Here is a 19,627-nt window from a genome sequence, read left to right on the forward strand (position 1 = left end):
CATGACCATGACGCACCGGCACGAGGACGTCTGGGTGTCCACCGCCGACCCGAGTGTGATCGGCGCGGTGCGCAGGACGGCGGTCGCGCTGGCCACGGCCGCCGGGTTCGACCAGAACCGCACCGGCCAGGTCGCGGTGGCGGTGACCGAGGCGGTCTCGAATCTGGTCAAGCACGCGGTGGAGGGCTGCGTGCTCGTGCGCCCCCACGTGGAGCGGCCTGGCGCGGTCGAACTCGTGGCCGTCGACAAGGGCCCGGGAATCGCCGACCTCGGCCGCGCCCTGCGGGACGGCTACTCCACCTCGGGCACGCTCGGCATCGGTCTCGGCGCGATCGCCCGCATGGCCACCGGCTGGGACGTCTACTCGGTGCCCGGCAGGGGCACCGTGCTGGTCCTGCACTTCACCGCGGACGGCCTGCCCGGCCCGCCGCTGCGGGTGAGCGGGCTGCGCCGCCCCATCGGCGAGGAGAGCGTGTGCGGCGACTCCTTCGCCTTCGCCGACGACGGCGACGCGATCAGCGTGCTGCTCTGCGATGGGCTCGGCCACGGCGGTCTCGCCGCGCACGCCTCCCGCGAGGCCGTACGGATCTTCATGGAGGATCCGCACGCCCTTCCGGCCGCCGCCCTCGAACGCCTGCATCGGGGACTGGGCCACACGCGGGGCGGGGCGGTCGCGGTGGTGCGGGTCGGCCGCGAGAGCGTCACGTTCGCCGGGCTGGGCAACATCTCGGGCTGGATCGCCCACGCCGAAGGCCGTCAGGGGATGATCTCGCTGCCCGGCATCGCCGGGCACAAGGGCAGACGTCCCCGGCAGTACGAGTACGCGCTGCCGCCGCACGCCACGGTGGTGCTCCACTCCGACGGTCTCACCGACCGCTGGGACCCCGTCTCCTTCCCCGGACTGTTCGCCCATTCCCCGGCCGTGGTGGGCGCGACCCTGCTGCGCGACGCGGGCAGCCGCAGGGACGACGCCTGCGTCGTGACCGTCAAACAGGGGCAGTGATGGGCGAGGTGCTCACCCGCGCGGAGATCAGCAGGGACCAGGACGTCTTCGCCGTACGGCAGCTGGGCCGCCAGATCGCCGAACTCGTCGGGCTGGAATCCCAGGACCAGATCCGGGTGGCGACGGCGCTCAGCGAGATCGGCCGTGAGGCGCTGGCGCGGGGCGCCGGGAGCACCGTCGTCTTCGACCTGCGTGGGGACCGGCTGGTCATCACCCTGGACTATCTCGACGGCGCCGACGTGCGGGAGAGCGAGGGTGTGAAGCTGGCCGGTCGCATGGTCGACGAGATCGCGCTCTCGGCAGAGGACAGACGCGTCACGCTGGTGAAGCGGGTGCCCGAGCACGGCAGGCGGCGGCCGCTCGACGGCATCCGCGCTGAGCTGGCCCGTCTCTCGCCTCCCGCGGCGGCCCTGGACGTGCTGCGTGAGCAGAACAGGGAGCTGGCCGGCACCCTGGAGGAGGTGCTTCGGCTCAACGCGGAGCTGGCCGAGACCAACCAGGGAGTCCTGGCGCTCTACAACCAGCTGTCGGCCGAGCTGGAGGAGACCAACCGCGGCGTCGTGGCGCTCTACGCCGAGCTCGACGAGAAGTCGTCCCAGCTCCGGCAGGCGGCCGAGGCCAGGCAGCGGTTCTGGGCCAACGTGAGCCACGAGCTGCGGCTGCCGCTGAACTCGATCATCGGGCTGGTCCGGCTGCTGCTCGGCTCCGGCGCGGAACCGCTCACCGAGGAGCAGCAGCACCAGATCACCCTCGTCGGCACCTCCGCGGAGACCCTGCTGGCGCTCGTGGGAGAGCTGCTCGACCTGGCCAAGGCCGAGTCCGGGCGGCTGGACCCGCACCCGTCGACGGTGGACGTGGTCGCCCTGGCCGAGGGGCTGCGCATGACGCTCCAGCCCGCCGGCCGGGCCGACGGGGTCACGCTGTCGGTCGACGTGTCGGACGAGATCGGCGAGATGTTCGTCGACGAGACCATGCTGACCACCATCCTGCGCAACCTGCTGTCGAACGCGCTGAAGTTCACCGAGTATGGGGAGGTGCGGCTGACGGCCGTAGGGGACCCCGCGATGGCCGAGGTCGTCTTCACCGTCGCCGACACCGGCGTGGGCATTCCCCCTGAGCACCTGGAGCGCGTTTTCGAGGAGTTCTTCCAGGTGCCCGGGTCGCTGCAGCTCAAGACGAAGGGCACCGGCCTCGGCCTGCCGTACGCCCGGAGGCTGGCGGAGGCGCTCGGTGGCACGCTGGAACTGGCGAGCAGGCCGGGCGAGGGCACCACGGCGACGCTGCGGGTGCCGCACAGCATGGCCAGCCCGGAGGTGGGCCGGGTGCTCGTGGCCGACGACGACGCGGGCTTCCGTGCGGTGGCCCGGCGGATGCTCTTCGGCTTCGCGGCCGGGGTGGACGAGGCGGCCGACGGTGTCGAGGCCCTGAACCTGATGCGTGAGCAACCCCCGGAGGTGGTCCTGGTCGACCTGCTCATGCCGCGCCTCGACGGCACGGCGCTGCTGCACAAGATGGCCGAGGACGACGTCCTGTGCGGCGTCCCCGCGGTCGTCGTGTCGGTGGTGTCCGAGCAGCAGGGAGCGTCTCACCCGGTGCTGTCGAAGCACGGACTGCGCAGGGACCAGCTTCTGGAGGCGATCCGGGAGGCCGTACGCGACGAGGCCGGGCGACGTGCCGGGAGCGTGGAGGGCGACAGGGGTGGGGCTCATGATTGACGCCGCGGCGACGGTGCTGGTAGTCGACGACATCCCCACCAAGCGCTACATCCTGGCGAGCTGGTTGCGCCGTGGCGGCCACCGGGTCGTGGAGGCCGGCGGCGGCGAGGAGGCGCTGGCCGTCGTCGGCGTGCTCAAGCCCGACCTCGTCATCCTCGACGTGCGGATGCCCGACGTGGACGGCATCGAGGTGTGCGAGAAGATCAAGGCGAATCCGGAGACCGCCTCGATTCCGGTGATCCAGGTGTCCGGAAACGCCGTCACCCCGGCCGACCGCGCGGAGGGGCTGGAACGCGGAGCAGACGCGTACCTGTCGGAGCCGATCCAGCCCGACGAGTTCGCCGCGACGGTGCGGGCGACCCTGCGCTACTACCGGGCGCGGCAGCGTGCCGAGCGGATGGCGGCCAGGCTGAGCGAGCTGGCCGAGATCACACTGGAGATGAACCAGGCGGAGGACTTCGAACGCCTCCTGTCGGTGGCCGCCGAGGGCTGCTCCCGCCTGCTGGAGCGTTACTCGCGGGTGCTGGCGATCCCGCCGGACGGGAGAGTGCGCAGGTTCTCCGCCCGGCCGGGGGAGCGTGCGGCGGCGAGGTTGGTCCATCCCGACACCCTGGAGCGGCTGAGCGTCATCTCCATCGGGGAGTCGCCCGGAGTGCAGACATTCGAGATCGACAACCCGACCTGGGCCCGCGTCGTCCCCGACAGCGACGTCGTCGCGCGCGTGTCCGGCGTGCTGTGCCGTACGAAGACGGGCCGGCCGCCGGTGTTCCTCGGGGTGGAGGCGGGCTCGCCGCTCGACGGCGAGGAGCTGAGCCTGCTGCGGCAGCTCGGCCAGGCGCTGGCGCTGGCGGTCGACGCGGCCCGCGCCTACGCGGAGGAGCACACGATCGCGCTCACGTTGCAGCGCAGCCTGCTGCCCGCCGAGATCCCCCGGATTCCCGGCCTGCAGATCAGCGTGCGTTACCAGCCGGCGGTGGACAACGTGGAGGTCGGCGGCGACTTCTACGAGGTCCTGCCTCTCGGTGATCGGGTGCTGGTCGCGCTCGGCGACGTGCAGGGCCACTCGCTGCACGCCGCCACCGTGATGGCGGAGCTGCGCAACGCGCTGCGGGCGTCGGTGATCGACACCGTCGATCCCGCCGGGTCGATGAGCCTGCTCAACGCCGTCCTGCGGCGCTACCACCCCGGCATGACGGCGACCGTCTGCCTGATGCTGATCGATCCCGCGACGGGGGAGAGCGAGATCGTCAACGCCGGCCACATCCCGCCGCTGCTGGCCGGGAAGGGGGCGGCCTATCACCGGTTCGGCAACCTGCTGCTCGGAGTGGCCCACGAGGATTATCGGGTGGACCGGGTCCGGCTGCCCGAGGACTCCACCGTTCTGATGTTCACCGACGGGTTGATCGAGGACCGCGACAAACTGCTCGACGAGAGCCTGGAGATCGCCCGGCAGCAGGTCGAGGACGTGAGCGACGACCTGGAGGGCTTCTGCGACCGGCTGATCGCCACCTTCGGCGCCCGCGAGGACGACGTGGCGCTGGTCGCCGTCCGTCGCGTGCCGCTCTGAGGCGTCGTCCACAGGCCGAGCGTTGTCCACAGGTGAGCCAGCCGCCGCCACGCCGGCCGTGCGGGACCGAATAGCCTTGAGCGCATGCGGAGCCCTTTGCTTGACACACCCGGCGCGGTGGCCGCGCAGGCGCCGGACGAGACGGTCGCGGCCCACTACGGCGATCCCTATGCCGAGCAGCGTGCCCTGGCGGGCGGGCGGGCGCTGGTCGACCGGAGCAACCGCGAGGTCGTGCGGATCACCGGGCCCGACCGGCTGAGCTGGCTCAACAGCCTCAGCTCCCAGAAGCTCGACACGCTCCAGCCGGGCACGCCCACGCAGACCCTGCTGCTCGACCCGCAGGGCCGCGTCGAGCACCACCTCACGCTCGTGGACGACGGCGAGGCCGTCTGGGCCCACGTGGAGCCGGGCACCTCGGCCGAGCTGGTCGCCTTCCTGGAGAAGATGCGGTTCATGCTGCGTGTCGAGGTCGCCGACGTCACCTCGGACTACGCGGTGGTCTCCCTCACCCCGCCTTCTCCGGACGAGAGCGCCCACGCGCTCGGCGTGACCGTGGAAGGAGCCGTCGCGATCGGCGGCGACCTGCTCGTGCCGCGCGAGCGGCTGGACGGCCTCCCTGACGCGCTGGGCCTGCGTCCCGCCGGTCTGTGGGCCTACGAGGCGCTGCGTATCGCCGCGCACGTGCCCAGGCTCGGGTTCGAGACCGACCACAAGACGATCCCCCACGAGATCGGCTGGATCGGCGTGGCCGTGCACCTGAGCAAGGGGTGCTACCGGGGGCAGGAGACCGTCGCCCGGGTGCACAACCTCGGCCACCCACCCCGCCGCCTGGTCTTCCTGCACCTCGACGGCAGCGTGGACGAGCTGCCCCCGCACGGCGCCCCGGTGACCCTCGGCGTCGGCACGCCGGTCGAGGCCGATCCGGAGGCCGCCGTGGAGGGCTCCGCCGAGCCCGGGCAGATCGGCTTCGTGGGCTCGTCGGCGCGTCACCACGAGCTGGGCCCGATCGCCCTCGCGGTCGTGAAGCGTACGGTGCCGGTGGACATCGACCTGCTGGCCGGCGGTGTGGCGGCGAGCCAGGAGATCGTGGTGCCGCCGGACGCCGGGCGCAACGTGAAGATCGATCCCGCCCTCCGCCGCCGCGTCCGCTAGGAGATGGCTAAGGGCGAGCCCACCACCTGCGGGTGCACAGGGCCGCGAGCACGGCGCCCGCCGCGTTGAGGATCACGTCGTCCACGGAGCTCACCCGCCCGAGCCGCAGGCCGTACTGGAGGAGTTCCACGCCGAGCGAGGCGGTGGCCGCGACGGCGGCCACCGCCGCAAGCGAGGCGAAGCGCGCGGAGCGGACCGGGAGCATCGCGCCGAGCGCGGCGAAGACCAGGAGGTTGCCGCCGATCTGCACGACCGCCGCTCCCGGTGACGACCGCGCGACCTGCCCCGCCAGGTCCACCAGGGGGACGACGTGCACGCCCTCCTCCGTTCCCGGCGTGAGGATCATCCAGAACCAGGGTGCGGTCCCGGCCACCATGACGACGTCGGCGACGGCGGTACGGAGGGGAGCGGGATGTCCCCGGCGGGCGCGGCGGCGGGTGAGGAGCAGGACGGCGAGAGCGGCCACGGGAACGGCGCAGACGGTCGCGATGACGACGTGCCCCCACGTGCTCCACGCCTCCCGCATCCGATCATGATGGCAGGCCGAGGGGAGAGCGTGTCCGTCAGACGTCCAGGACGAGGGTGATCGGGCCGTCGTTGGTGAGGGTGACCTTCATGTCGGCGCCGAAGACGCCGGTCTCCACCCGTGCGCCGAGCGCCCGGAGCTCGGCCACCACGGCCTCCACGAGGGGCTCGGCCACCGGGCCGGGCGCGGCGGCCTGCCAGGTGGGCCTGCGGCCCCTGCGCGCGTCGCCGTACAGCGTGAACTGGCTGATCACCAGCAGCGGCGCGCCGATGTCGGAGCAGGACTTCTCGCCGTGCAGGATGCGCAGTCCCCACAGCTTGGCGGCGAGCCTGGCCGCCTCGGCCCGACCGTCGGTGTGGGTGACGCCCACGAGCACGAGCAGGCCGGGTTCGTCGATGGCGCCGACGACCTGACCCTCCACCACAACGGACGCGGAGCTGACCCGCTGAACGACCGCACGCATGGCCCCGAATTCTGCCACGTCCGGGGTCTTCGTAGACTGCCCGTTATGTCGGAGATGGTCGTCGAGGTCGTCCGGTCGGGGTTCGTCGAGTCGGTGCACCGCGCACGCGTGCATGTGATCGGGGCGGACGGCGCCCCGGTCATGGTCTGCGGGGACACCTCGAGCCTGGCGTCGCCGCGTTCGGCCATGAAGCCCCTGCAGGCGCTCGCGATGGTGCGGGCGGGCCTGCCGCTCGAGAACGAACTGCTCGCGCTCGCCGCCGCGAGCCACAGCGGCGAGCCCTTCCACATCGACGGCGTACGGAAGATCCTCGCGGGCGCGGGGCTGGACGAGACCGACCTGCGTTGCCCGGAGGACCTGCCCCTCGACGAGGAGGCGCGGCGCCGGGTTCTGCGGGAGCACGGCGCCGCCCGCCGGATCCTGATGAACTGCTCGGGCAAGCACGCGGCGATGCTCGCGACCTGCGCGGTCAACGGCTGGCCGGTCGACGACTACCGCCATCCCGGCCACCCGCTGCAGCGGGCCATCCGCGCGACGGTGGAGGAGCTCACCGGCGAGCGGGTCGCGGCGACCGGCGTGGACGGCTGCGGCGCGCCGCTGTTCTTCGTCTCGATGGCGGGGGTGGCGCGCGCCTTCCGAGCCCTCACACTCGCCCCGGCCGGCACGCCGGAGCGGCGCGTCGCCGACGCGATGCGCGCCTACCCCGAGTGGACGAGCGGCACGACCCGGGCCGAGAACCTGCTGATGCGGGCCGTTCCCGGGCTGCTGGTGAAGTCGGGTGCGGAGGCGTTCGACGCCTTCGCCGACGCCGAGGGCCGGGCCGGCGCCGTGAAGATCGTGGACGGCGGCGGCCGGGCCCGTGTGCCGGTCACGGTCGCCGCCCTGCGCGCCGCCGGGATCGACGCTCCGGAGCTGGCCGGGCTGGCCACCGCCCCCCTGTTCGGCGGCGGGGTCCCGGTCGGAGAGGTCCGCGTCCGTCCCGCCTGACCGGCTGAGGGTCACATCCACACGCGGTCGAGGAACGCGGCGATCAGTGGAGCGATCTCGGGGAGCCGCTCCTCCAGCGCGAAGTGACCGGTGTCGAGGACGTGCAGTTCGGCGTCGGGCAGGTCGCGAAGGTAGGCGTGGGCCCCGGGCTCGGGGAAGAACATGTCGTCGCGGCCCCACGTGATCAGCGTCGGCGGCCGGTGCTCGCGCAGCCAGGCCTGCCACAGCGGGTAGCGCTCCACGTTGGTGTGGTAGTCGAAGGCCAGCGCCACCTGGGCCTCCTTGCGCCCCGGCAGGTCGAGGAAGTGCTGGTCGAGGGTCCATCCGTCAGGGGCCACCAGCCGGGGATCGGCCGTGCCGCCCTCGTACTGGCCGCGGGTCATCTCCAGCGTCAGCAGCGCCCGCACCTTGTCCTCGTCGCCCTCGACGTCCGGGCGCAGCGCGATGAAGGCGCGGGCGCCGTCCGACAGGCCCTCCTCGTAGGCGTTGCCGTTCTGCACGACGAGGCCGGCGATCCACTCGGGGTGCCGGGTCGCCAGCCGGAATCCCACGGGAGCGCCGAAGTCGAAGACGTACATGACGAACCGGGTCAGCCCGAGCCGTTCGACGAAGCCCTCCATCACGTCGCCGAGGGTGTCGAAGCTGTAGGTGAAGCCCGCGGGCGCCTCGGTGTGCCCGAAGCCGGGGTAGTCGGGCGCGATCAGCCGATAGCGGGATCCGAGCACGTCGATGAGCCGGCGGAACTGGTGTGACGCGGACGGGAACCCGTGCAGCAGCAGCATCACGGGGGCGTCGTCGCCGCCCTCGTCCGGCACCGACTCGCGGTAGAAGACCCGCACGTCCCCGATCTCGACGTGCCGGTGGAGCGTGCGCGGAACGGTGAGCAGCGTCATTCCTAATGCCTCCTCGTGCTGATGATGCATTAGTTGTAGCGGGTGGCAGCCTAATGCGTCAATTGAGGGAGATAGCATTAGCATCATGATTGATCTGGTCCCCCTCACCGGGGAGCCGCTCGCCCTCGACCTGGTCAACACCCGGCCGCACACGCCGGACGGCCCGGTCGACCTGATCGCCACCCCCGAGGGGCTGCGCACCTGGCTGGGCCTGCAGGCCGACCGGCTCGGCGGCGTGCTGCCGGAGGGCGGGCAGGTGCCGTTGACGGACGACGACCTCGCCGCGGCAGTGGACGCGGTGCACGAGGTGCGTGAGCACGCGGCGGCCGCGATCGATCAGGCGAGACGGGGCCTGCGGCCGCACGAGGGCGCGCTGCGCGGCCTCAACCGGGCGCAGCGGGCGGCGCCCGCCGTCCGCACGCTGGCCTGGGACGGCGCCGCCGTGACGGCCGTGCCGCGCAGGGACGGCCCGCCGGGCGTCCGGCTGGCGGCGGTGCTCGCCGAGGCGGCCGCCGAGTTGCTGACCGACCCGGCGGTCACGACCGTGCGGGAGTGCGCGGCGGACGACTGCGCGATGCTGTTCCTGCCCGCCCATCCGCGCCGGCGCTGGTGTTCGGCGGAGCGGTGCGGCAACCGGGCTCGCGTCGCCAGGCACTACCGGCGTCACCGTGCCGCCGACTCCGGCTCATAGGGAGCGGAACTGGCGCGAGGTGGAGATCGCTCCGGAGGTGGACATGACGAACGTCCGCATCGAGTCGGCGAACCTGGACAGGTCCCACTCGGCCGGGCCCTGATACCAGTACAGGTGGTCGGTCTGCCGCCCGTTGCCGTTGAACGCGCTGACCACCCGCGCCCACCGGTCCACGCTGTCGAAGATCACCGCGTACGGCAGGTAGCGGGAGAACAGCTCCACGCGCTGGCCGGCGGGGACGTCGTCGATGCTCGCCCCGGAGAGGTACTCCCGGAACCCGAGCGTGTGCGCCAGGGCCGCGGCGCCCTTGGCCGTCTTGGCCGGCATGTACTGGGCGCCGAAGGCCAGCGCGGCTCCGGCGATGATCAGGGCGAGTCCCAGCAGGCCGTACGTCGTGAGCCAGGCGAGCAGGACGGTGGCGATCACTCCGAGCGCGACCACGGCCAGACCGAGGGTCGTCCAGCGCGACCGGGTGGAGTCGGGCCGCCGGGCGAACCAGCCCTGCGCCACGACGTCCTGATACAACGCGTCGCGCACGCCGGCCAGGCGGGCGGCGAATGACCCGTGCAGCTCCGACAGCAGCACCCTGTCGCGGCCGTCGAAGATCGCGTCGTAGACGGCGCGCTCGTACGGCAGCAGCTGGCCGACCGGGGCGCCGGGCAGTTTGACCAGGCACCAGTCGGGGGTGTCGTAGGTCTGGCGCGGCCGCTCGTCGATCCGCAGGAAGTTGCGCACGGCGAGGTCCACAATGGTCGCGGTCACGTCGACCACATCGGCCTGCTCGTCGAACAGCGTGCCGATCTGTCCCGGGCGCACGCCGTCCGGCGGGCTGAAGTGCCCGTCGCGGTGGCCGCTGACCGGGCCGGACTCGCTGCCGACCATGCGGGCGTCGCGGCCCCGCGTCCAGTAGAGCAGCCCCACGCCGCCCAGCAGCAGCACCAGCAGCGCCGCCAGCGAGCCGCCGGTCACCGCGTTCAGCGTGAACGCGGTGGACAGCTCGAACCTGCGCTCCAGGATCGGCCGGGCCCCCGTGGCGCCCTTCGGGTAGCCGACGACGACCGTGAGCGTCTGGCCCTCCCCGAGGCCCTGCTGTTCGAAGGTGGAGGTGGTGCCGGTCTCCTCGGTCGAGGCGCTGGTGCAGGCGATGGCCGCGCTCAGCTCGCCGGCGAAGCAGGACAGGTTCTGCACCCGGCCCGGGCCGGTCACGGTGACGACCGCGTCCTGCACGGGGCCGGACACCGCGAACCACCGCAGTTCCTCGCCCGACGCCGTGGGCGTCACGGCGCCCGTCACGTCGTACTCCACCGTGCCCTTGAACGTCAGGGTCTCCCCGTCGTACGAGCCGCCCTTGACGTTGGAGATGCGGTAGACGCGGTCGTGGCCGTCGTCGAAGCGGGTCCGGGTGGGCGGCGTGCGCCTGACCGTCTCGCCCGCGGGGGCGATCGTCTCCTTCACATGGAGCACGCCGTTCCCGCGGAGCTCCATCGTCACCTCGTCCTTCGCCGGAGGCGCGGAAGCCGCGGTGACGGCGTGCGCGGGGGAGGCGGCGAGGACGGCGAGCGCGGGGGAGGCGGCGAGGACGGCGAGCAGGGCCGCCAGTCCGAGCCGGCGCGCGAGATCCACCATGAGCCGCAACTCTATCGGTCCCGGTGCTCCAACCGGGGATCGGATGCGGGCCCCCGGACCGGTCAGGAATCGAGAAGCGCGGGGAACACCGCCGGCCGTAGCGTCATCGGCATGGAACTCACCCTTCACTACTGCTACATCACGGTCGACGACGGCGACGCGGCGCTCGCCTTCTACCGGGACGTGCTCGGCCTCGAACTGCGCAACGACGTCGGGTACGGAGGCGCCCGCTGGCTGACCATGGGCCCGTCGTCGCAGCCGGACGTCAACATCGTCCTCGAGACCGTCAACGCCGACCCGAGTATCTCGCCGGAGGACCTCGCGGCGCTGACCGACCTGCTCGGAAAGGGCAGGATCCGCGCCGTCGTCTTCGCCACCCCGGACTGCGACGCCACCTTCGAGAAGATCCGCGAGTCCGGCGCCGAGGTCCTGCAGGAGCCGATCGACCAGCCGTACGGCGTCCGCGACTGCGCCTTCCGCGACCCGGCGGGCAACATGGTCCGCTTCCAGCAGCTCGGCAAGGGCTGATGCGGCGGCGCCGCCGGTGGCCGGTGCCGTGCGAGACGGGGGCGTCCTCCTGGGTAGGCCCGGGAGGGCGCCCCCTTCGGCGGCGTCCGCCGGATCGGTAGGGTTGCCGTCCATGGGACACACCCGGTTGTACCGGAACGGAACCCTGGAGGCCGAGGGCTTTCCGGTCGCCGACGTCTCCGAGCTCGTCGAGGACCCGTCGGCGGTGGTGTGGTTCGACATGTGCGCCCCCACCGAGGAGGACCTCCACGCCATCAGCGAGGAGCTGGGACTGCACGCCCTGGCGGTGGAGGACGCGCTGCAGCACCGGCAGCGGCCCAAGCTCGACGTCTACGACAGCCACATGTTCCTCAGCGTCTACGCGGCGGCCTTCGACAGCGAGTCGGGCCAGGTGCGGATCGCCCCCGCCGCCGCCTTCATCACGAAGAACGCGCTGGTCACCGTGCGCCAGTCGGACGACTTCTCCATCAAGGAGGTGATCCGGCGCTGGGACGAGGGGGCGGCCCTGTCCCGGCACGGCGTCGCGTTCCTGCTGCACGGCCTGCTCGACTACGTGGTGGACAGCCACTTCGAGACCGTCGAGGCGATGGACGAGCAGGTCGAGGACCTGGAGGGGACGGTGTTCGGCGACCGGCCGGTCAGCCCTGAGGACCAGCGGCGCACGTTCGAGTTGCGCAAGAGCCTGGTCACGCTGCGCCGGATCGTGATGCCCATGCGGGAGGCCGTGAACACGCTCCTGCGCCGCAACGGCCTGAGTGACGACGGTGAGATGACGCCGTACTTCCAGGACGTGTACGACCAGGTGCTGCGGGCCACGGAGTGGACGGAGTCGCTGCGCGACCTGGTCAGCAACATCCGCGAGACGCACCTGACCATGCAGAGCAACCGGATGAACCTCATCATGAAGCGGGTGACGAGCTGGGCCGCGATCATCGCGGTGCCCACGCTGATCACCGGCTTCTACGGCCAGAACATCCCGTTCCCCGGCTTCGGGCACTCTTCGGGCTTCTGGACGTCCATCGTGCTGATCGTCGTCGCCTCGGCCGCGCTCTACCGGGTGTTCCGAGCCCGCGACTGGCTCTGACGGCAGGTCACCAGGGCCCGTACGGCCCCTGGTTGCCGCCACCCCGGTAACCGTTGACCGCGGGCTTCACGTCGGCGAGGTAGATGCCCGCCGCGATGACGGCGGCGATCGTGAAGATGTTGGGCAGCCCCATGCCCATGCCCAGGTAGTTGATCGCGGCGGCGAAGGTGAACAGCGTCGCCAGGCCGAGGATGATCAGCCAGAGCCGCTTGGTCTGCTTGCCGGCCGCGGGGAAGGCGCCTGCGGGGATCCGCAGGGCGTGCACCAGCGCCCAGCCGGACAAAACGAAGGCCCCGACGGAAAGCAGCCAAAAGACGATGTCGAGGATGCCGTACAGCCCGAACATGGACTCTCCCACACGGTCACAGTCACTGACGCCCCCAGACTAATGGGCGGTGCCGACAGGTGGCGCGGGCGCCGAGGGCCGGTCTCGGTGAACATCCCGACCGGCAGCCGCGAACGTCCGTGAAACGGCGGCGGCCCGCCTCCCCCGGAGGGAAGGCGGGCCGCCGCCGTTTCGTTCGCGTGGGCCGCGGATCAGCCCTGGCTTGTGGTGGCGCGGGCGCGCCCGGTCCGCTTGGAGGTGGTCTCGGCCGCGATCGCCGGCTCGGCGGTCTCCGAGACCTCCGTCAGCTCCAGCGCGGCCTCGCCGCTCACCCGGCTGACGACCTTGCGGCCACGGCTGGCCAGGTCGTCGTACAGCCGGTTGAACCGGGCGGTGGCGGCGTCGGCGTAGCCCTTCGCCTTCTCCGGCAGCTCGCGCGCGACGACCTCCGCCTTGTCCTGCACGGTGGAGGCGTAGGCGCGGGCCTTCTCCACGGCGTAGTCGCCGGCGCCCGTGAGCGCGTAGAACGGCTTGGACTCCGTGATCTTCTTGGCCTGGGTCGTGATGGTCATGGGCTATCCTTCCCTCGAATCCGGTGTAATGCCGTCGCGTGGGAGAACCGGGTCGTCCCCGAGATGCTCAGCCGATTGCGGCGGCTGGGCGGTGTCGGCCCGGTTCTCCTTACGGAACGACTCGTAGATGTCGATCAGCACCTGGCGTTGCCGCCCGGTGAGTGTGACGTCGGCCCGGATCGCGGCCAGCACGTCGCTGTGCGGCTCGCGGTCCTCGATGAGACCGGCCTGGACGTAGAGCGCCTGGGCGGAGATGTGCAGACCCTTCGCGATCTGGTTCAGGATCTCCGCGCTCGGCTTGCGCAGGCCCCGTTCCACCTGGCTCAGGTAAGGGTTGGACACACCTGCCTGCGCGGCGAGCTGACGAAGCGAGATCTTCGCCTGCTGCCGCTGCTGGCGGATGTACTCACCGAGCGAGGCGACCTTGGGCAGTTCCATATCCCCAGTCTGCATCGCACTGCTTGCAATTGCAAACTCGACGGATAATTCCAGCTAGCACCCATGGTTCATCCAGGAAGCAGCCAAAGCAGCGGGGCGCTGGTGGCGAGCACCACCGAACCGGTCAGGATCAGGAAGCGGTGGGCGGCCGGAAGCGCGACCTCGGGCCGTACGAGCCGGTCGACCCGGGCCATCACGCTGGACGGCGCGGACACGCCGAGCGCGCCCTGCGGCGTGGGCAGCGCGGCCGAGGTGCCGAAGCGCAGCAGGGCGGTGGCGAGCCTGCGGGGGCAGCACCGCTGCAGGGCGCGGTCGTCGGCGGCCATCTCGACCAGCAGCTCGACCGACGCCTGCGCGTCACGGACCAGCTTCGACCACGGCAGCGCGCGGCGCAGCGCGGCGAACGGCAGCAGCACCAGGTCGTGGCGCTCCCTCACGTGGGCGGCCTCGTGCGCCAGCACGGCCTCCAGCTCCGCGGACGACAGCAGGTGCAGCGTCCCGTCGCTGATGACGACCTGCGACTTGAGCCCCGGCAGGCAGTAGGCGGCGGCCCCGGGGAAGTCGACCACCCGCACGCCGGGCACGGCCGGCTCGTCCCTGGCGACCAGCGCGAGCAGGAGCCGGTGCCGGCGGCGGGCACGCAGCGTCTGCGCCCCGGCCGCGAGGGGCAGGGCCACCAGCACCGCGAGCAGCGACAGGCCCGCGATCAGCGCGGCCAGCCGGAGGTAGTCGTACGGCTGGCGCGTTCCGAACTCCACGCTCAGCAGGAACTCCGCGAGCCCGTGCACGACGCCCTTGCGGTAGGGGTCGAGCGCGAAGGCGAGCAGGGCGCCGATGGAGGCGAGTCCCCAGGTCAGCCCGAGCGACTGCCACAGCAGGATCGCCGTGCGCGGGGCACGCCAGGTCCAGCGCGCGAACGTCAGCCGCCACGCGGCCACCGCGCAGATCATCGCGAGCGCCGCTAAGACCGCCGCCGCGATCACTCTTCCTCCAGCTCCGTGAGGGCTTTCAGCAGGATCTCGGCCTCCGACCCGGAGACGGCGCGGGCGAAGCGGGTCAGCGCCGCGTCGCGGTCGCCGGTCAGGTCCAGGGCTTCGAGCATCAGCTCGGCGACGTACGCGTCACGGCTCGCGGCGGGCTGGTAGCGCCAGGCGCGGCCGTCGCGGGTGCGGGTGAGGAAGCCCTTGCGGGCCAGCCGGTCGAGCACGGTCATCACGGTCGTCGGCGCGAGGTCGCGGTCCTCGATGAGGCGTCCTACCTCGCGAGCCGTGAGCGGGGTGTTCTCCGCCCAGAGGATGTCCATGATGCTGCGTTCAAGCTCTCCCAGTCCCTTCACGTCTTTCAGCCTACCCGGGGTAGTACTACGTCCTGTAGAGAGGTGGGCGGCATGAAAATCGTTCTGGTCGAAGGCGACATCACCGAGCAGCGGGTGGACGCGATCGTCAACGCGGCCAACTCGTCCCTCATGGGCGGCGGAGGGGTGGACGGCGCCATCCACCGGCGCGGCGGCCCCGAGATCCTCGAGGAGTGCCGGGCGCTGCGCGCGTCCCGGTACGGCAGGGGACTGCCGACCGGTCAGGCCGTCGCGACCACCGCGGGGCGCCTGCCCGCGCGATGGGTGATCCACACGGTCGGGCCCGTGTACTCGCGGAGCGAGGACCGATCCCATCTGCTGGCCTCCTGCTATCGGGAGTCGCTCGTCGTCGCCGACGCGCTGGGCGCCGGCACGGTGGCGTTCCCCGCGATCTCCACGGGGATCTACCGGTGGCCGGTCGAGGACGCCGCCCGTATCGCGATCACCGCGATACGGCAGGCCGCCCCGACCGTGGTGGAAGAGGTGCGCTTCGTGCTGTTCAGTACCGCAGCCTATTCGGTGTTCGATTCGGCCCTACGGGACATCGGATAAGCATTAGGCCAAAACTTTCAGAGCCACTTGAGCATGTAGATCTCGTCGCGGTCGTCACCGGGGGCCACCCGGATCGAGCGGGGCACCCGGCCGACCTCCCGGTAGCCCACGCTCGCGTAGAAGCGGTCGACCCCGGTGCCGCCGCGGCAGGTGAGCTGCAACGCCTCCAGGCCGAGCGACCTGGCGGCGTCGTCGGCGGCGAGCAGCAGCGCCCTGCCGTACCCCTTGCCCTGGTGCTTGGGGTGGACCATGACCCGCAGCAGCCATCGCCAGTGCGCCCGCAGGCCCGAGCCGTTGTCGCCCAGGATGAGCCAGGCACCCGCGGCGCCGTCGTCACCGAACCCGACGAGGAGGCTGTCGGGGGCCTCCGGCCCGGCGGCCGCGCGCGTGCGGGCGAACGCCTTGTCCGCCGTCGGCTTGACGTCGTCCGGCGTCACGGGAGGGACGAAACCCACCGCGCCGCCCGCGTTGGTCACCTCCGCCCAGCAGCTCAGGAGCTCCTCGAAGAGCTCGGGGGTCAACTCCGGGTCGAGGACGAAACGCATGGGCGGGACGTTATCAACCGCCGGACTCATCGATCGCGGGGGGAGACGCCGCTCCAGGGCAGGGTCAGTTCGCCGAGCCGCCAGCGGCCGGGGCCGCCGGTCGGCGGGGTCGCCTCCACCGGCCAGTCCCGCGCCAGCAGCTCGGCCGCCCTGATCCAGCGCTGCCGCGTGCCGTACGCGCCGAAGGAGGCGCAGGTCGCCCAGGCGCGGTCCCAGTCCGTCAGGAACGCGTGGATGCGCTCGCCCGGGACGTTGCGGTGGATCAGCGTCTTGGGCAGGCGCTCGGCCAGGTCGGAAGGGCGTTCGAAGCCGGTGAACCGGGCCGCGAAGGTGAGCGTGCGCGGCCCCTCGGCGCCGAGCGCCACCCAGGTCGCCCGGTGGCCGACCTCCGAGCAGGTGCCCTCCACGAGCACACCCGAAGGGTGCAGACCGCCCCGCAGCCGGTCCCAGTGCTCCCACGCCTCGGCCTCGCCGTACTGCCGCAGCACGTTGAAGGCGCGCACGATCATCGGCGGGCGGGGGACCGGCAGTTCGAAGCCGCCCCTGACGAACGACAGCCCCTCCCGCTCGTACGGCTTGGCCGCCGCGACCCGCTCGGGGGCGATCTCCACGCCCACCACCTCGACTGTGGGGCAGACCCGGCGCAGCCGCGTGAACAGCTCGGTCGTCGTGGTGTGGGACGCGCCGTAGCCGAGGTCCACCACCAGCGGCGCCGCCCCCGCCCGGGCCGAGCGCAGCAGCGGGCCGTACACGGCGGCGATCCAGCGGTCGCAGCGGCGCAGCCGGTTGTGCCCGGTGGTGCCGCGCGTGACCGTCCCCACGGGACGGCCGGGCCGGACCGGCCTCATGTCCCCGCGCTCATGTCCCCGCGCTCATCTACCCGCGCTCATCTACTCGGCGCGACCCGGTGCACCTTGTGCTGGGCGGCCTGCGCGCGCGGCCGGACGACCAGCCTGTCGATGTTCACGTGCGACGGGCGGGTCACGGCGAAGGCGATCACGTCGGCGACGTCGTCGGCGCTCAGCGGGTCGGCGACGCCCTCGTACACCTTGGCGGCACGCTCGGCGTCGCCGCGAAAGCGGGTCACGGCGAACTCCTCGGTCATCACCATGCCCGGCGCGATCTCGACGACCCGCACCGGGTCGCCGCACAGCTCCAGGCGGAGGGTCTCGGTCATCGAGGTCTGGGCGTGCTTGGCCGCGCAGTAGCCGCCGCCCCCCTCGTACGACACGAGCCCGGCCGTCGAGGTGAGCATCACCAGCACGCCGTCCCCCGACTCGATGAGCTTCGGCAGCAGGGCCCTGGTCATGCGCAGGGACCCGAGCACGTTCACGTCGTACATCCGCTGCCAGTCGTCCACCCGGCCCTCGGCCACCGGCTCGAGCCCGAACGCGCCGCCCGCGTTGTTCACCAGGACGTCGCAGCGGTCCAGCGAGGCGGCCAGCGCGTCCACCGACGCCTGGTCGGTCACGTCCAGCGTCACCGGGCGCACGCCGGGCACCTCGGCCGCGAGCTTGTCGAGCCGGTCCCGCCGTCGCGCCGCCGCCACGATCCGGTATCCCTCCGCGGCGAGCCGGCGGGCCGTCGCCTCGCCGATGCCGCTGCTCGCGCCGGTCACCACCGCGGTCTTGACCACGGTCTCGGTCGCCGCGGGATTGGTCATCGTCACCGCCATCGTCCTTCCACATCGCCTCGATCGGCAGGCGACATCCTCTCAGGACCCCCGGTTCTCACCGATGTCGGGGAATCCAGTGATGATTTTGGTGGTTATAACGCTTTCGGAGGTGGTTCGGGTGTCGGTGTTACGGCGTCGGGTCAACCGCGTCGCGACCATCAGCGTGCACACGTCCCCGCTGGACCAGCCGGGTACCGGCGACGCGGGTGGCATGAACGTCTACATCCTCGAGGTCGCCAAACGTCTCGCGGCGTTGGGCATCGAGGTGGAGATCTTCACCCGCCGCACCGCCCGTGACCTGCCTCCGGTCGCCGAGCTGAGTCCGGGGGTGCTCGTGCGCCACGTCACCGCCGGGCCGTACGAGGAGCTCGACCGCGCCGATCTCCCCGGGCAGCTGTGCGGCTTCCTGTCCGGTGTGCTGCGCACCGAGGCGATGTACGACCCCGGCCGGTACGACGTGATCCACTCGCACTACTGGCTGTCGGGCCAGGTGGGCTGGCTGGCCAAGGAACGCTGGGGCGTGCCGCTCGTGCACACCATGCACACCATGGCCAAGGTGAAGAACGCGCTGCTCGCCGAGGGCGACAAGCCCGAGCCGGCGATGCGCGTGCTCGGCGAGGAGCAGGTCGTGGAGGTCGCCGACCGCCTGGTCGCCAACACCGCCGCCGAGGCCGAGGAGCTGATCAGCCTGTACGGCGCGCCGCGCGAGCGGGTGGCGGTCGTCAACCCCGGCGTGAACCTCGCCGTCTTCCAGCCCGAGTCCAAGGGCGCCGCGCGCCGCCGCCTCGGCCTGCCGCAGGACGCCCACGTGCTGCTGTTCGTGGGCCGCATCCAGCCGCTCAAGGCCCCCGACGTGCTGCTCAGGGCCGCCGCCCGGATGCTCGTGGAGGACCCCTCGCTGCGGTCGCGGCTCGTCGTGGCCTGCGTGGGCGGGCCCAGCGGCAACGGTCTCGCCCATCCCTCCCTGCTCAGCGACCTCGCGGCCGAGCTGGGCATCGCCGACGTCGTACGGCTCGCGCCGCCCGCGCCGCAGCCGGAGCTGGCCGACTGGTATCGGGCCGCCGACGTGACCGTGGTGCCCTCGTACAACGAGTCGTTCGGGCTGGTCGCGCTGGAGTCGCAGGCGTGCGGCACGCCCGTCGTCGCGGCGGCGGTCGGCGGCCTGCGCACGGCCGTCAAGGACGGCGTGTCCGGCGTGCTGGTGGCGGGACACGACCCGCACGACTGGGCGCGCGAGCTCGCCGTGCTGGCCAGGCGCCCGGACCGGCTCGCCGAGCTGGCCGCCAGCGCCGTGCAGCACGCCACGGGCTTCGGCTGGTCGGCGACCGCCGCCCGGCTGGCCGACGTGTACGCCGGCGCCATGGCCCAGCTCCACCGGACCCCCATCGCGGTCAACTCATAGGGTGGTCGGCATGAGACCGGATCTGGAAGCCGTCATCGCGTCGGCGCTGGAGTCCGCCGAGCTGTCCTACGAGCGGCCGAAGCCGGGCGCGTTCCTGGTCAGGCTGCCGGGCCAGCACAAGCTCGCCACGCTGACCTGGCTCGTCGTCGGCGACCAGGCGCTCAACATCGAGGCGTTCTTCTGCCGGCAGCCCGACGAGAACCACGCCGAGTTCTACCGCTGGCTGCTTCACAAGAACGGCTCGATGTACGGCGTCCACTTCGCCGTCGACGCCACGGGCGACGTGCACCTGGTCGGCCGGCTGCCGCTGGACGCGGTGACCGAGGAGGAGATCGACCGGGTCCTCGGCTGCGTCCTCACCTACTCGGACGAGTCGTTCGACCGCGCGCTCGAGCTGGGCTTCGCGACGTCCATCAGGCGCGAGTGGGAGTGGCGGGTCAAGCGCGGCGAGTCGCTGGCCAACCTCCGGGCCTTCGCGCGGGTGGTCGAGTCCTGACCAACGGGACGTCTGCCGCACGCCGATAGGATT

23 protein-coding genes are annotated in these 19,627 nt (G+C 72.1%); 11 read left to right on the top strand and 12 right to left on the bottom strand.

Features of this window, described 5'->3' with window-relative positions:
* Position 1 precedes the first annotated feature (1 nt).
* From QSK36_RS35510 to ygfZ, 4 genes are all read left to right on the top strand, one after another.
* Positions 2-1,003 (top strand): ATP-binding protein, encoded by a 1,002-nt coding sequence (locus tag QSK36_RS35510; RefSeq protein WP_221263387.1) that lies wholly within the window; start codon positions 2-4, stop codon positions 1,001-1,003.
* Positions 1,003-2,718, top strand: coding sequence for an ATP-binding response regulator (locus tag QSK36_RS35515; protein ID WP_285785421.1), 1,716 nt, complete (start codon positions 1,003-1,005; stop codon positions 2,716-2,718). The genes QSK36_RS35510 and QSK36_RS35515 overlap by 1 nt, the downstream gene beginning before the upstream one ends.
* Positions 2,711-4,285, top strand: coding sequence for a fused response regulator/phosphatase (locus QSK36_RS35520; protein WP_183534078.1), 1,575 nt, complete (start codon positions 2,711-2,713; stop codon positions 4,283-4,285). Before QSK36_RS35515 ends, QSK36_RS35520 begins: the two co-directional genes overlap by 8 nt.
* A gap of 84 nt (positions 4,286-4,369) precedes the next feature.
* Positions 4,370-5,437, top strand: coding sequence for a CAF17-like 4Fe-4S cluster assembly/insertion protein YgfZ (gene ygfZ / locus QSK36_RS35525; RefSeq protein ID WP_285785422.1), 1,068 nt, complete (start codon positions 4,370-4,372; stop codon positions 5,435-5,437).
* Positions 5,438-5,444: 7 nt separating this feature from the next.
* Here the strand turns inward: ygfZ and QSK36_RS35530 are convergent, their stop codons facing one another.
* Positions 5,445-5,963: a VanZ family protein gene (locus QSK36_RS35530; RefSeq protein ID WP_285785423.1), complete on the bottom strand. Its 519-nt coding sequence runs from the start codon at positions 5,961-5,963 to the stop codon at positions 5,445-5,447.
* A gap of 37 nt (positions 5,964-6,000) precedes the next feature.
* Entirely contained in the window at positions 6,001-6,426 is a 426-nt protein-coding gene (gene dtd / locus QSK36_RS35535; protein ID WP_079316195.1) for a D-aminoacyl-tRNA deacylase, read from the bottom strand.
* A gap of 45 nt (positions 6,427-6,471) precedes the next feature.
* On the opposite strand from dtd, the gene QSK36_RS35540 reads away from it, so the two are divergent.
* Positions 6,472-7,413, top strand: a complete 942-nt coding sequence (locus QSK36_RS35540; RefSeq protein WP_285785424.1) for an asparaginase — start codon at positions 6,472-6,474, stop codon at positions 7,411-7,413.
* A gap of 11 nt (positions 7,414-7,424) precedes the next feature.
* Here QSK36_RS35540 and QSK36_RS35545 read toward each other — a convergent pair whose 3' ends face one another.
* On the bottom strand, positions 7,425-8,306 hold the full coding sequence (locus tag QSK36_RS35545; RefSeq protein WP_285785425.1) for an alpha/beta fold hydrolase: 882 nt from the start codon (positions 8,304-8,306) through the stop codon (positions 7,425-7,427).
* Positions 8,307-8,391: 85 nt separating this feature from the next.
* Between QSK36_RS35545 and QSK36_RS35550 the strand changes: the two genes are divergently transcribed.
* Positions 8,392-8,997 carry a CGNR zinc finger domain-containing protein gene (locus QSK36_RS35550; protein WP_285785426.1) on the top strand — a complete coding sequence of 202 codons (606 nt, stop codon included), beginning with the start codon at positions 8,392-8,394 and terminating at the stop codon, positions 8,995-8,997.
* Here the strand turns inward: QSK36_RS35550 and QSK36_RS35555 are convergent.
* A complete protein-coding gene (locus tag QSK36_RS35555) occupies positions 8,992-10,623 on the bottom strand; it encodes a DUF2207 domain-containing protein (protein ID WP_285785427.1) in 1,632 nt (543 codons plus the stop codon). The genes QSK36_RS35550 and QSK36_RS35555 overlap by 6 nt on opposite strands.
* Positions 10,624-10,734: 111 nt before the next feature.
* Here QSK36_RS35555 and QSK36_RS35560 point away from each other — a divergent pair, with 111 nt between their 5' ends.
* Together QSK36_RS35560 and QSK36_RS35565 are read left to right on the top strand one after the other, a co-directional pair.
* A complete protein-coding gene (locus tag QSK36_RS35560; protein WP_183534088.1) occupies positions 10,735-11,151 on the top strand; it encodes a VOC family protein in 417 nt (138 codons plus the stop codon).
* 112 nt (positions 11,152-11,263) lie between these two features.
* Entirely contained in the window at positions 11,264-12,235 is a 972-nt protein-coding gene (locus tag QSK36_RS35565; RefSeq protein ID WP_183534090.1) for a magnesium transporter CorA family protein, read from the top strand.
* 7 nt (positions 12,236-12,242) lie between these two features.
* Here QSK36_RS35565 and QSK36_RS35570 read toward each other — a convergent pair whose 3' ends face one another.
* The 5 genes from QSK36_RS35570 to QSK36_RS35590 form a co-directional block, all read right to left on the bottom strand.
* A complete protein-coding gene (locus QSK36_RS35570) occupies positions 12,243-12,593 on the bottom strand; it encodes a DUF2516 family protein (protein WP_240809470.1) in 351 nt (116 codons plus the stop codon).
* A gap of 179 nt (positions 12,594-12,772) precedes the next feature.
* Positions 12,773-13,132, bottom strand: a complete 360-nt coding sequence (locus QSK36_RS35575; RefSeq protein WP_139580405.1) for a hypothetical protein — start codon at positions 13,130-13,132, stop codon at positions 12,773-12,775.
* 3 nt (positions 13,133-13,135) lie between these two features.
* On the bottom strand, positions 13,136-13,570 hold the full coding sequence (locus QSK36_RS35580; protein WP_139580406.1) for a helix-turn-helix domain-containing protein: 435 nt from the start codon (positions 13,568-13,570) through the stop codon (positions 13,136-13,138).
* Positions 13,571-13,638: 68 nt separating this feature from the next.
* The gene (locus QSK36_RS35585) at positions 13,639-14,553 is read right to left on the bottom strand and encodes a M56 family metallopeptidase (protein ID WP_183534092.1); all 915 of its coding nucleotides are present in this window, start codon (positions 14,551-14,553) and stop codon (positions 13,639-13,641) included.
* A complete protein-coding gene (locus QSK36_RS35590; protein ID WP_142564955.1) occupies positions 14,550-14,906 on the bottom strand; it encodes a BlaI/MecI/CopY family transcriptional regulator in 357 nt (118 codons plus the stop codon). Before QSK36_RS35590 ends, QSK36_RS35585 begins: the two co-directional genes overlap by 4 nt.
* Before the next feature lie 51 nt (positions 14,907-14,957).
* Between QSK36_RS35590 and QSK36_RS35595 the strand changes: the two genes are divergently transcribed.
* Complete coding sequence (locus tag QSK36_RS35595) at positions 14,958-15,476, top strand: O-acetyl-ADP-ribose deacetylase (protein WP_285785428.1); 519 nt, start codon at positions 14,958-14,960, stop codon at positions 15,474-15,476.
* A 17-nt stretch (positions 15,477-15,493) separates the two neighbouring features.
* Here the strand turns inward: QSK36_RS35595 and QSK36_RS35600 are convergent, their stop codons facing one another.
* From QSK36_RS35600 to QSK36_RS35610, 3 genes are read right to left on the bottom strand one after another with little or no spacing between them, the layout of a single operon-like run.
* On the bottom strand, positions 15,494-16,021 hold the full coding sequence (locus tag QSK36_RS35600; RefSeq protein WP_285785429.1) for a GNAT family N-acetyltransferase: 528 nt from the start codon (positions 16,019-16,021) through the stop codon (positions 15,494-15,496).
* Positions 16,022-16,047: 26 nt separating this feature from the next.
* Positions 16,048-16,869 carry a class I SAM-dependent methyltransferase gene (locus QSK36_RS35605; RefSeq protein WP_183534104.1) on the bottom strand — a complete coding sequence of 274 codons (822 nt, stop codon included), beginning with the start codon at positions 16,867-16,869 and terminating at the stop codon, positions 16,048-16,050.
* A gap of 38 nt (positions 16,870-16,907) precedes the next feature.
* Positions 16,908-17,657, bottom strand: coding sequence for an SDR family NAD(P)-dependent oxidoreductase (locus QSK36_RS35610; protein WP_285785485.1), 750 nt, complete (start codon positions 17,655-17,657; stop codon positions 16,908-16,910).
* A 157-nt stretch (positions 17,658-17,814) separates the two neighbouring features.
* Here QSK36_RS35610 and mshA point away from each other — a divergent pair, with 157 nt between their 5' ends.
* Both mshA and QSK36_RS35620 read left to right on the top strand, forming a co-directional pair.
* Positions 17,815-19,098 (top strand): D-inositol-3-phosphate glycosyltransferase, encoded by a 1,284-nt coding sequence (gene mshA / locus QSK36_RS35615; protein WP_285785430.1) that lies wholly within the window; start codon positions 17,815-17,817, stop codon positions 19,096-19,098.
* A gap of 10 nt (positions 19,099-19,108) precedes the next feature.
* On the top strand, positions 19,109-19,594 hold the full coding sequence (locus QSK36_RS35620; RefSeq protein ID WP_182902943.1) for a type III secretion system chaperone family protein: 486 nt from the start codon (positions 19,109-19,111) through the stop codon (positions 19,592-19,594).
* Positions 19,595-19,627: the final 33 nt, after the last annotated feature.

Origin of the sequence: Microbispora sp. NBRC 16548, assembly GCF_030268985.1 — a bacterium.
GTDB classification, from domain to species: domain Bacteria; phylum Actinomycetota; class Actinomycetes; order Streptosporangiales; family Streptosporangiaceae; genus Microbispora; species Microbispora catharanthi.